Source organism: Opitutaceae bacterium TAV5, from assembly GCA_000242935.3.
In the GTDB taxonomy this organism is placed as follows: Bacteria; Verrucomicrobiota; Verrucomicrobiia; order Opitutales; family Opitutaceae; genus Geminisphaera.
In genome coordinates this window covers 7,306,996-7,317,842 of record CP007053.1, presented here as the reverse complement: position 1 = coordinate 7,317,842, position 10,847 = coordinate 7,306,996, and the positions used below count along the sequence as shown (strand labels likewise).

Annotated in this window: 12 protein-coding genes and 1 tRNA gene; 12 read left to right on the top strand and 1 reads right to left on the bottom strand. The window is 63.4% G+C overall.

Annotated elements, in window-relative coordinates; genetic code table 11:
- The first annotated feature begins 120 nt into the window (after positions 1-120).
- From OPIT5_30885 to OPIT5_30865, 5 genes are all read left to right on the top strand, one after another.
- Positions 121-197, top strand: a tRNA-Val gene (locus OPIT5_30885).
- A 24-nt stretch (positions 198-221) separates the two neighbouring features.
- Positions 222-692 (top strand): acetolactate synthase, encoded by a 471-nt coding sequence (locus OPIT5_30880; GenBank protein ID AHF93922.1) that lies wholly within the window; start codon positions 222-224, stop codon positions 690-692.
- Positions 693-711: 19 nt separating this feature from the next.
- Positions 712-831 (top strand): hypothetical protein, encoded by a 120-nt coding sequence (locus OPIT5_30875; GenBank protein AHF94950.1) that lies wholly within the window; start codon positions 712-714, stop codon positions 829-831.
- Positions 821-1,852: a ketol-acid reductoisomerase gene (locus OPIT5_30870; GenBank protein ID AHF93921.1), complete on the top strand. Its 1,032-nt coding sequence runs from the start codon at positions 821-823 to the stop codon at positions 1,850-1,852. Before OPIT5_30875 ends, OPIT5_30870 begins: the two co-directional genes overlap by 11 nt.
- A 299-nt stretch (positions 1,853-2,151) precedes the next feature.
- Positions 2,152-3,123 (top strand): porphobilinogen deaminase, encoded by a 972-nt coding sequence (locus OPIT5_30865; GenBank protein AHF93920.1) that lies wholly within the window; start codon positions 2,152-2,154, stop codon positions 3,121-3,123.
- Positions 3,124-3,302: 179 nt separating this feature from the next.
- On the opposite strand, the gene OPIT5_30860 is transcribed toward OPIT5_30865, so the two are convergent.
- Entirely contained in the window at positions 3,303-4,490 is a 1,188-nt protein-coding gene (locus OPIT5_30860; protein ID AHF94949.1) for a hypothetical protein, read from the bottom strand.
- Positions 4,491-5,071: 581 nt separating this feature from the next.
- Between OPIT5_30860 and OPIT5_30855 the strand changes: the two genes are divergently transcribed.
- From OPIT5_30855 to metQ, 7 genes are all read left to right on the top strand, one after another.
- Positions 5,072-6,340: a GntR family transcriptional regulator gene (locus OPIT5_30855; GenBank protein ID AHF93919.1), complete on the top strand. Its 1,269-nt coding sequence runs from the start codon at positions 5,072-5,074 to the stop codon at positions 6,338-6,340.
- A 177-nt stretch (positions 6,341-6,517) separates the two neighbouring features.
- Positions 6,518-6,736, top strand: coding sequence for an addiction module antitoxin RelB (locus OPIT5_30850; GenBank protein ID AHF93918.1), 219 nt, complete (start codon positions 6,518-6,520; stop codon positions 6,734-6,736).
- Positions 6,737-6,750: 14 nt separating this feature from the next.
- Positions 6,751-7,044: a hypothetical protein gene (locus tag OPIT5_30845; protein ID AHF93917.1), complete on the top strand. Its 294-nt coding sequence runs from the start codon at positions 6,751-6,753 to the stop codon at positions 7,042-7,044.
- An 83-nt stretch (positions 7,045-7,127) separates the two neighbouring features.
- Complete coding sequence (locus OPIT5_30840) at positions 7,128-8,240, top strand: mannose-1-phosphate guanyltransferase (protein AHF93916.1); 1,113 nt, start codon at positions 7,128-7,130, stop codon at positions 8,238-8,240.
- Positions 8,241-8,490: 250 nt separating this feature from the next.
- Positions 8,491-8,910, top strand: coding sequence for a Holliday junction resolvase (locus OPIT5_30835; GenBank protein ID AHF93915.1), 420 nt, complete (start codon positions 8,491-8,493; stop codon positions 8,908-8,910).
- 306 nt (positions 8,911-9,216) lie between these two features.
- Positions 9,217-9,873, top strand: coding sequence for a methionine ABC transporter permease (locus OPIT5_30830; GenBank protein ID AHF93914.1), 657 nt, complete (start codon positions 9,217-9,219; stop codon positions 9,871-9,873).
- Between the two features lie 40 nt (positions 9,874-9,913).
- The gene (gene metQ, locus OPIT5_30825; GenBank protein ID AHF93913.1) at positions 9,914-10,726 is read left to right on the top strand and encodes a methionine ABC transporter substrate-binding protein; all 813 of its coding nucleotides are present in this window, start codon (positions 9,914-9,916) and stop codon (positions 10,724-10,726) included.
- Positions 10,727-10,847 lie beyond the last annotated feature (121 nt).

Sequence of the window (10,847 nt, the reverse complement as noted above, 5' to 3'; positions counted from 1 at the left end):
AAGGATGCCCGTGCCACATCTCCGGCTTTCACCTCTTCCGATTCTCCTCCCGCGCCCGCCGCTCCCGAATAAAGCCTTGTCTCCCGCGTGGCGGGCCTGCTTGGCTCTTCCCCTTGTTCAGGACGCTTAGCTCAGTTGGTTAGAGCATCTCGTTTACACCGAGAGGGTCGGGGGTTCGAGCCCCTCAGCGTCCACCAGCAACACCACACAAAAACCACCTGATGCGACATACGATCTCCGTCCTCGTTGAGAACAAGTTCGGCGTTTTGGCTCGCGTGGCCGGCATGTTTTCCGGCCGCGGCTTCAACATCGACTCGCTCAACGTCGCGCCCACGCACGACGCGTCGCTGTCGCGGATCACCGCCGTTCTCAAGGGCGACGACGCCGCGCTCGACCTCGCGACCAAGCAGCTCCGCAAACTCGTCAACGTCGTCGACGTCGTTGACTTCACCGAGGGCGAGGCCGTGGTGCGCGAACTCGTCCTGGCCAAGGTTTCCGCCTCCGGCCACACCCGCTCCGAGATCATGCAGATCTGCGACATCTTCCGCACGAAGATCGTCAACGTCTCGCAGGACTCGCTCATCATCGAAATCACCGGTGACGAGGGGAAGGTCTCCGCCTTCCTCAAGATTCTCGAACCTTTCGGCATCCTCGAAATCGCCCGCACCGGCGTCCTCGCCCAGAAACGCTGAACCGGATGCGGAGAGGGGAATGCGGATTGCGGAATGGAAAACCTCCGCCTACGTATCCCTCTTCGCCACAACCACGCCTGCGTCATTCCGCAATCCGCAATCCACACTCCGCAATCTTTTCACCCACCATGCCCGCTAAAGTATACACAGACAAGGACGCCGATCTCGGCGTGTTCAAGAACAAGACCATCGCCGTTCTCGGCTACGGTTCCCAGGGCCACGCGCACGCCCTCAATCTGAAGGACTCCGGCGTCAAGGTCATCATCGGCCTTTACAAGGGTTCGAAGTCGAAGCCCGTGGCCGAGTCGCACGGCTTCGAGGTCGTCGACACCGCCGAGGCCGTTCGCCGCGCCGATGTCATCCTGGTCGGCCTCCCCGACATGAAGCAGGCCGACGTCTACAAGAACGACATCGCTCCCAACCTGACCAAGGGCAAGACGCTCGTCTTCTCGCACGGCCTCGCCATCCACTTCGGCCTCATCAAGGTGCCGGCCGACATCGACGTCATCATGGTCGCTCCCAAGGGCCCCGGCCACATGGTCCGCCGCCTCTACGTCGAAGGCAAGGGCATGCCCGCCCTCATCGCCGTCGCGCAGGACAAATCCAAAAAGGCCAAGAAGACCGCCCTCGCCTGGGCCAAGGGCATCGGCTCCACCAAGGCCGGCGTGCTCCAGACCACCTTCAAGGAAGAGACCGAGACCGATCTCTTCGGCGAGCAGGCCGTGCTTTGCGGCGGCGCCAGCGCCCTCGTCCAGGCCGGTTTCGAGACGCTCGTCGAGGCCGGTTACCAGCCCGAGATGGCCTACTTCGAGTGTCTGCACGAGCTGAAGCTCATCTGTGATCTCATGTACGAATCCGGCATCGCCGGCATGCGTTTCTCGATCTCCGAGACCGCCAAGTACGGCGACATCACCCGCGGCCCGCGCGTCGTGAACGCGAAGACCAAGGCCGAGATGAAAAAAATCCTGAAGGAGATCCAGAGCGGCAAGTTCGTGAAGCAGTGGGTCGCCGAGTACAAGGGCGGCCTCAAGAACTACAACAAGCTGCTCAAGGCCGGAGAAAAGCACCCGATCGAGAAGACTGGCGCCTACCTCCGTGGCATGATGCCCTGGATGGCCAAAAAGAACATCAAGGGCGTGCAGGCTTCCTACGCCAGCTGAGGCCAGGGCCGTCCCGGCCACCCACCCGTCAGGCACCGGCCGGCGAAAGCTTGCCGGTGCTTTTTTATTCCGGAAAAGGTGAACCGCAGACAAAGCCGGAAACGGAAAAGCCCACGAAACACACGAAAGGACACGAAAAAAATACAAAAAATCCGATGGTTTGGCTTTCGTGTCCTTCCGTGTGTTTCGCGGGCCTCCTTCCGTGGAATTTATCCGTGTCAATCCGTGCAATCCGTGGTTAAAAAAACACCGGTTTTTGGCTCTGCCCACCTGCGTCTCTGTGGTTAATTCCTGAAAGCATGCCCGCACTCACTCTCGCCACCCGCCAAAGCCCGCTCGCTCTCGCCCAGGCCGAACAGACTGCCGCGCACCTGCGCGCCGCGCTCGGCGACGGCGTGGAAATCCGTCTCCTCAGGATCGTGACGACCGGCGACCGGCGCGCCGAATGGTCGCTCGAAAAACAGGGCGGCAAGGGCCTGTTCACCCGCGAACTCGAACAGGCGCTGCTCGACGGTCACGCCGACCTCGCCGTCCACAGTTGCAAGGACCTCCCCGGCGACCAGCCGGACGGGCTCGCCATCGCCGGCTACCTGCCGCGCGAGGACCCGCGCGACGTGCTCGTGTTGCGCGAGGGCGTCGAGGAGCCGCGCACGATCGCCACGAGCAGCCCGCGCCGCCGCCAGCAGGCCGCCATGCTTTTTCCCGACGCGCAGTTTTGCGAGATCCGCGGCAATGTGGACACCCGCCTCAACAAGATCGCCGGCACCCACATCTCGCCCGCCACCGATACACGCAACGAAATCCCCGAATCTCTCGATCCCGAATCGGGCGACGCTTCGCGTCGTCGCAGCGGTCGGGAGACCGCCGCTCCCACCTCCCTCGCCGATGCCACGCTGCTCGCCGCCGCCGGCCTGCGCCGCCTCGGCATCGCCGCCTGGCCCGGCGTGACGCTCCATGCGCTCGACTTCGGCCACATGGTCCCCGCCGTCGGCCAGGCGGCGATCGCGCTCCAGTGTCGCGCCGCCGACGCAGAAAAATTTGCTCCTCACCTCGACGTCCGCACCGCCCGCGCCGTCACGCTGGAACGCGCCTTCCAGACGGCTCTCGGCGGCGGCTGCCAGACGGCCCTCGGCGTGCACGCATCCGGCGACACGCTCTGGTTTTACCACGAGGAAATCGGCCTGCGCAGCCTGCCGCTGGCATCCTCCGATTTCGCCAGCCCGGAAGCCACCGCCCGCGCCACCTTGCGGCATTTCGGTTTCCGGTTGTGAGGGTATCCGGTTTCAGGTTACTTAAAACCGCAAATTTCCGAACCGGTGGCCGCGTACCGAGCGAAGCGACAGTCTGACAAGGGCGCAAAAAAATCATTCTGTCCGTCGTGAATCTCCCGCGCGCTTATAAGCGCGATGGAGGGTTTCATGCGCATAAGGATTTTTGCGCCCTTTCGCGGCTAATTTCCGGGTAACGGCGCAGCCGCCCCGGGTCGTTCGCATCCGTTCGTCGCCACAGGGAATGAGAACCTCCTTCGCCGATCAGGGAAATTCTCCCCGCCGGTCCTACAGCAGGACCCATCCGAATCTGCCGCCCCGGATAACAAAAAAAGAAATGAGCAGATCGCCACGCAGAAAAAACCGGCTGCCAGCACGCCTGCGAACTGGACGGTTTCCGGACGCTGTGCCACCAGGATCACCAGCGGAGCCAGGATAAACGGCGTGTGATACGCGTAAATCGTGCCCGACGCTTCTCCTGCCAGACAAACCGGTGTGATTTTCGAAAGCCCGGTCTGGTGCATACATTCGATCATGAGGAGCGGGACCACCTTCGGAAGCCCTTCAATGCCCAGCACCAAAAAGAAAAGCAGCGCAACGGCCAGAACGACGGCAATCCTGTAACTGAAATTTCGATACCGGTGCATCAGAAAGCCGGATGCATAACAGAAGCCCCCGAACAGGATTACTCCGGATGACGGCCCTGTGTTTCCCGAATCGGGGGTCAGGATCATGCCGGCGAACGCGCCGCCAAGGGTGCAGCCCCAGACGCCTCCAAGGCCGAGGAGGCGAAATGACAGATGAATGACGGACCCTACGATAAACAGGATTGGCAGAAAATACAGTTGTTCGGCGACGGGGTTGTAATCGCAGCCGGGCACGCTTTGCACGATTTTGGTCCAAAAAGACGTCGACAGTCTCGCCCCCATATCCCCGATGCCCATCGCTTGGACCACCTGCCACATCGCGGCGTACAACAGCACGAGCGCGGCAAACGGAACCAGCAGCCGCCTGGTCCGGTTGCGCAGGAACATTCCGATCGTTTTCGGGTTCCGTTCTTCCGCCAGGCTGTGTAGCCATCCCGAGATCGCAAAGAAGAGGAGGACGCACCAACTGAACAGGGCTGGCAGAATTTCGATGGCGGCGTTCATTTCGCTGGAGAATCTCCGGTTCTGGACGTGGTGGAAAATCACCCCGACAATCGCGATGCCTTTGAGGGCATGGATGGCCCCGTCGGTTTTGGCGCGGGGAAGCGGAGGAAGACAGGCCCGGCTCGAGCGCGCGACGTCTCCGGGTTCGGGTAGTGAAGCGGACATGATAAAGGGTCGCGCGCCTTTGCCGATGTCTGCGGAAGTCCTCTGCGGGAGCATCCATGGTGCCCGAAAAAAAGAGGGACGCACTTACTTGCGTCCCACATCAGGCACCTAGGAGAGCCCACAGAAAGAACGCTTTCAATGCGCCCCAATTTGGGGCGCACATCCAGCGCGGCCTTTCTGTTTCGAAATTTCCTAGGTTTCGATGTGGACAGCAGCCGAAGCTACGCGAAAGAGATGATGGATTGTTTGGTGGGTTGGAGTTGAGTCGGTCGGGAGGGATACGGTTTACGGTATGAACGAGTACGACGCATTGGCTAGAGGCTGCCCGTCGCATCTGCAAGCCCGGGATTTCCGGGTGTAGTCGGAAGTGGAAGTGGCACGGGCATCCTTGCCCATGAAGTGGCACGGGCTTCCAGCCCGTGTTCCGGAAGGCGGCGCTTCGCGCCGTCCACGGGCAGGGATGCCCGTGCCACTTCTCCGGCTTCCATCACTTCCGGCGACACCCGGAATTTCCGGTCCGTTCTCTTGCTGCTTGTGGATCGCCTGCATCGCCGTTTTGCTTTCCGGTTTCGCCAGTCATGAGCACCTTGTCTGTTTCCGCCGCCGCGTCCGCCTCTGCGGGTCCCGCCGTCACCTTGTCCGCCGCCGGTCGCCGGGCGCAGTCGCCGCAAATCACGCGGCTCATGACCACCGCGCTCCAGACGCCGGGGCTGCTTTCGCTCGCCGCCGGTTTTACGGACAACCACACGCTGCCGCTCGCCGCCGTGCAATCGGCCGTGGCCACGCTGGCGCGCGAGGGCGCGGCCGATCCCGAGTTTCTGCAATACGGCACCAACCAGGGCCGCCCCGGCCTGCGCCGCCTGCTGGCCGCCCGCCTCGCCGCGAAAGAACCGTCGCTCGACGCCGACGCGCTCGCGGCGCGGACCTTTGTCACCAACGGCTCGCAGCAGGCCCTTTACCTTGCGATCCAGGTGCTCTGCGAACCGGGCGACATCGTGCTCGTGGACCGGCCGAGCTACTTTGTGTTTCTCGAACTGTTGCAGGGCATGGGCGTGCGCGCGCTCTCGATCCCGGTCGATGACGCCGGCCTCGTCGACGGCGAGGCCCTCCGTGCCCGCCTCCGCCAGCTCCGTGCCGGCGGCGAACGCGCCCGGCTCAAGGCGGTGTATTTCGTTTCCTGCTTCTCCAACCCCTCCGGCCGCACGCTCACGCTCGCCGAAAAGGAAACGCTCGCCGATGCGCTTGTCGCGGAGGACTGCGTCGTCCCCGTGATCGAGGACGCTGCGTATCGGGAACTTTGGTACAACCGCCCGCCCGCCGCGCCGGGCGTGCTCACCCTGCCACAGTGGAGCGCGTTTCCGCGGCTCTACCTGGAGACGCTGACCAAGACCTTTGCCAGCGGACTCAAGACCGGCTGGGGCGTCTGCACCGATGACCGCTGGCTTCATGTCATGCTGCACACGAAGGGGCATCAGGATTTCGGCACCGCCAACTTCAGCCAGGCCATCTGCGAACATGCGCTCGCCAGCGGCGCATTCGAGCGGCAGCTCGCGGCGATCCGCCCGACTTACGCCGCCAAAATGCGCATGCTGCACGAGACGTTGCACGATGCCGGCCTCGCCGCGCGCGGCTGGCGCTGGAGCGAACCGGAAGGCGGCCTCTACCTGTGGCTGCGCGCTCCGGAGGGCACGGACACGGGGATGGAGTCGGCCTTCTGCAAGGCATGCCTGCGGGAAGGCGTCCTCTACGTGCCGGGCGATCTCTGTTTCGGCGACGATGTGCCGAAAAATCATGTCCGCCTCAGCTACGGCGTCCTCGCCGGCGACGCCCTCCGCGAGGCCGGCCGCCGTTTCGCACGTGCGGCGGGTTGCGGCAAAACCTTTGAACAGAAGCCAAGAAGATAACGAAGGCGTAGTCCTCGCATCAGACTTTTCTACGAAAACGTTACGCATCTTTGAGAATCTTCCATGAATCAAGCCGGCCTTCGTGACCTTTTTAACTTCTGTTCAGATTTCTGAATCTGAACTGCATTATAGAAAAACCCGCTTGTGCGCGCTATCGTCCCGCATAACCTTGTTTCCATGCCAAGCCAGATCGCAATTTCGGAGCTGACGACCGAGGAAAAACTCTCGCTGATGGAAGAGCTCTGGCAGGACATATCCCGCGATCCGGCAAATGTTCCCTCGCCGGAATGGCATCGGGAACTGCTCGCCAGGCGTGAGCAGGATCTGGCTGAAGGACGCGATTCGTTCCTCTCCTGGGAGGATGCCAAAAAGCAACTCCGGGCTCGTCATCTGTAAACGTGATGACCGGCATTCAGCTGGAAATTCTGGAGTCCGCCCGCGACGACCTCTCGACCGGTTTCGAATTTTATGCGCGGAAAGAACCGTGGCTTGGTCCTTATTTTCTCGAAACCGTGTTTTCGGCCATCGAGTCGCTAAAGCTGCACGCTGGAGCCCATCGCAAGGTTTACGGGTATCACCGGGCTCTCACGGATCGTTTTCCTTATGCCATCTACTACTCGTATGAGCCTCCCCGGGTTCGCATTCGCGCTGTCGTCGACTGCCGCCGCGATCCCTCATGGATATCCGCGCACCTGCGCGGTTAATCTCTTGCCCCCGTGCCAGATGCCGAACATCCGTTTCCAGACCACGTCACCACGCTAGCACTACTACCACAACACACATCATCATGTCCGAACCTTTCATCGTCATCATCGCCGGAGGAAAAGGGGAACGTTTCTGGCCGCAAAGCCGCGCCGCGTGTCCCAAACACCTGCTGCCGGTCGTCGGGGACAAACCGCTGCTCGTGCAGACGCTCGACCGGGTAAAACCGCTCGCTCCGGCGAAAAACATTTTTGTCATTACCAGCGCCGTGCAGGCCAAGGCCGTGCGCGCCGTGTGCAAGGGCATCCCCGCCGCCAACGTCGTGGTGGAGCCGGTCGGCCGCGACACCGCCGCCGCCGTCGGCCTCGCCGCCGCGCTCGTCGGCGCGCGCGACCCGAAAGGCGTTTTCGCCGTGTTGCCCGCCGACCACGTCATCCACGACGCGAAGGCTTACCAGACCGACCTGAAAGCCGCTTTCGCCGCGGCCGCGGCCGACGACGTGATGGTCACCATCGGCATCACGCCGACGGAGCCCGCCACCGGTTTCGGCTACATCCAGAAGGGCGACGCCTGGAAAACCTTCACCATCGACCGCCGCCGCCGCGCCGTCTCGCGCGTGAAGCGGTTTGTCGAGAAGCCGAAGCAGGAGGTCGCCGGACAGTACCTCGCCTCGGGCGACTACCTCTGGAACGCCGGCATGTTTGTCTGGAGCGTGCCGGTGGTGAACGCCGCCTTTGCCGCGCACGCGCCGGAACTCGACGCCGGCCTGGCGAAAATCCGCGCCGCGCTCGCGCCCGCCAGAAAAGCCCCGCTCGACGCCACCCTGAAACGCGTTTACCCGAAATTGCCGCGCATCTCGGTGGATTACGCGCTGCTCGAAAAATCGACCAACGTCGTGGTGCTGCCGTCGTCATTCGACTGGGATGACGTGGGCGCCTGGCCGGCGGTGCCGAAACACTTCACGCCCGACGCCGCCGGCAACGTCACCCGCGGCCTCGCCGTGGTGGAGCAGGGGAGCAACAACCTCGTGTTCGCCGACGAAAAGACAAAACACCTCGTGGCCGTGCTCGGGGCCGACGACCTCATCGTTGTCCACACGCCCGATGCCACGCTCGTCGTCCCCAAGGCGAAAGCCCAGGAAATCAAGGCGCTGCTCAAGCGGGTGGAAGCGCTCCGCGGCGGCGCGAAGTGGCTCTAGGCGCCTGCGGTGTCGAAGCGCTGAGGTCCGACGGCTGGATGTTACGTGGTCTGGACGGAGCGGCGGCATTCCTGCCGCTGCAGACGACGCGCAGCGTCGCCGGTCAGAACGGGCCAGGACGGCGAGGCGCTGACGCGCCTCGTCGCAGCGGCAGGAATGCCGCCGCTCCGGGGTGGTCCGGTGTTTCAGCTTTTCAGTTTGGCAGACTGTCGTTTCGCTCGGTACAGCTTTTCAGCTTTTTCTTTTTTCAATGCGTGCTCTCGGCATCGACTACGGCACCCGCCGCATCGGCCTCGCCTTCGGCGATGAACTCGGCATCGCCACGCCGCTGTCCGCGCTCACGCAGGCCGACCCGGCGGCGCGGCGCGAGGCGCTGGCGGTCGTCATCCGGCAGCGTCGTATCACCGACCTCGTGCTCGGTTATCCGCTCAACATGAACGGCTCGGCGGGTTTCAAGGCGAAGGAGGTCGATGCATTTGCCGGGAGCCTGCGCGAGGAGTTCGCGTTGCCCGTTCACCTGATCGACGAGCGCCTCACCTCGCACATGGCCGAGTCCGGCCTGTCGCAGAAAAAACTCCGCGAGATTCGCGGCCAGGGGATCATCGATTCGCGGGCGGCGGCGCTGATCCTTCAGGATTTTCTCGACCAGCGGTTCCCACCGGCGATGTAGGGGAGCATCTCAAAAACGGGACAGGCTCCGGAGTGGCACGGGCTTCCAGCCCGTGAGCGTTGCCCCTGCGCCGTGGCATGGGCTTCCAGCCCATGATTCCGGACACATGGCCAAAGGATGGCCATGTCACGCAATCCCACGGGCTGGAAGCCCATGCCACGGCGTTATGCATGTCCACGTTGTTGAGATGTGCTTCGCCCCTGCGGCAAGCCACTCTCACCCCGGGAAGGGGGCTTGCCGCCGCGGCGAAGTGCCGCCAGCCTGCGCATTCCTTCCGTTTCCGGCTCCACGCTCTCACTGCCACGCATGACGACCGCCATGATCCTGCTCCTGCTCCGCGCCCTCGGCGAGACACTCGCCATGGTGCTGGCGTCGGGACTCATCGGCCTTCTCGGCGGCATCCCGCTCGGCGTAGCGCTTTTCGTGACGGGGCCCGGCCGGCTCTCCGGGCACCCTGCGCTCCACCGGCTCCTCGGCCTTGTCATCAACGCCGGTCGCTCCATCCCGTTCCTCATCCTGCTCGTGGCCATCGTCCCGTTTACGCGCCTCGTGACCGGCACTTCCATCGGCGTGCCGGCGGCCATCGTGCCGCTGGCAGCCGGGGCGATTCCGTTCATGGCCCGGCTGGTCGAGGGCGCGCTGCGGGAAGTGCCGTCGAGCCTGATCGAGGCGGCGCAATCGCTGGGCGCCTCGTCGCGCTGCGTGATCTGGCGGGTGCTGCTGCCGGAAGCGATGCCCGGCGTGCTGCACGGCGCCACCGTCACGTTTGTCACGCTCGTCAACTACTCCGCCGTGGCCGGCGCGGTGGGCGGCGGCGGTCTCGGCGATGTCGGCTACCGCTACGGCTACCAGCGGTTCGACGGCACCGTCATGGTCGTCGTGGTCGTTGTCCTTATCGTGCTCGTGCAGGCGATCCAGTGGCTCGGCGAACGGCTGGTCAGGACGACCGACCGGCGTTACTGATCGCGCTTCGCGACCTTCTTTTACATTTTATCCGAAGACCATGCAGACACACCCGTCCCTCCGCTTCCTTCTCGCCATCCTCGTCCTCCCGGCGTTGGTGCTCTTGCCCGGCTGCGGTCGCAAGGCCCGTGAAAACCACCTGCGCCTCGGCGTGATCGGCGGTCCCGAAGAGCAACTCGCGGAGATCGTCAAACGGCTTGCGAAGGAACGCCACGGACTCGACGTCGAGATCGTCACGTTCAGCGATTACATCATGCCCAACGCCGCGCTGGCCGACGGCTCGCTCGATGCCAACGCCTTCCAGCACCGCCCGTTTCTCGACCGGCAAATCAGCGACCGCGGCTACAAGCTCGTGGTCGCGGGCAACACCTTCGTGTATCCGATCGCCGGTTACTCGCTGCGGATAAAATCGCTCGATGCCCTTCCCGACGGTGCGAAAGTCGCCGTGCCCAACGATCCCACCAACCTCGGCCGCGCGCTCGTCCTGCTGGCGAAGCAGGGGCTCGTCACGCTGAAGCCCGGGGCCGGCATCAACGCCACCGTTCTCGATATCGCCGGCAACCCCAAAAAACTGAAAATTGTCGAGCTCGAGGCCGCACAACTCCCGCGCACGCTGCCGGATGTGGACCTCGCCGTCATCAACACCACCTACGCCGGCCAGATCGGCCTGAGCCCGACGAAAGACGGCCTGTTTGTGGAGGACAAGGATTCGCCCTACGTGAACCTCATCGTGGTGCGGGAGGACAACAAGGACTCGCCCGCCGTGCGCACCCTCGTGCAGACCTGGCAGACGGACGAAGTGCTCGAGGCCGCCGAAAAGATCTTCCCCGGCGGTGTCGTGAAAGGCTGGTAGCCTCCGCCTGTGTCGCCCGGTGGTGTCGTCGGCTCTCGCGTGTCGGCAAATTTTCGCCAGCCTTCATGTTTCCTAAAGGTTCATTCTGCCAGAATCGTGACCTGTTGAAGCAAGAACCGTG

What these genes read in the sequence shown, in the direction of transcription:
- OPIT5_30830 (AHF93914.1), top strand. Translation starts at nt 9,217, where the DNA reads ATGACGACCGCCATGATCCTGCTCCTGCTCCGCGCCCTCGGCGAGACA.
- OPIT5_30880 (AHF93922.1), top strand. Translation starts at nt 222, where the DNA reads ATGCGACATACGATCTCCGTCCTCGTTGAGAACAAGTTCGGCGTTTTG.
- OPIT5_30850 (AHF93918.1), top strand. Translation starts at nt 6,518, where the DNA reads ATGCCAAGCCAGATCGCAATTTCGGAGCTGACGACCGAGGAAAAACTC.
- OPIT5_30875 (AHF94950.1), top strand. Translation starts at nt 712, where the DNA reads ATGCGGATTGCGGAATGGAAAACCTCCGCCTACGTATCCCTCTTCGCC.
- metQ (AHF93913.1), top strand. Translation starts at nt 9,914, where the DNA reads ATGCAGACACACCCGTCCCTCCGCTTCCTTCTCGCCATCCTCGTCCTC.
- OPIT5_30840 (AHF93916.1), top strand. Translation starts at nt 7,128, where the DNA reads ATGTCCGAACCTTTCATCGTCATCATCGCCGGAGGAAAAGGGGAACGT.
- OPIT5_30865 (AHF93920.1), top strand. Translation starts at nt 2,152, where the DNA reads ATGCCCGCACTCACTCTCGCCACCCGCCAAAGCCCGCTCGCTCTCGCC.
- OPIT5_30860 (AHF94949.1), bottom strand. Translation starts at nt 4,490, where the DNA reads ATGCTCCCGCAGAGGACTTCCGCAGACATCGGCAAAGGCGCGCGACCC.
- OPIT5_30835 (AHF93915.1), top strand. Translation starts at nt 8,491, where the DNA reads ATGCGTGCTCTCGGCATCGACTACGGCACCCGCCGCATCGGCCTCGCC.
- OPIT5_30870 (AHF93921.1), top strand. Translation starts at nt 821, where the DNA reads ATGCCCGCTAAAGTATACACAGACAAGGACGCCGATCTCGGCGTGTTC.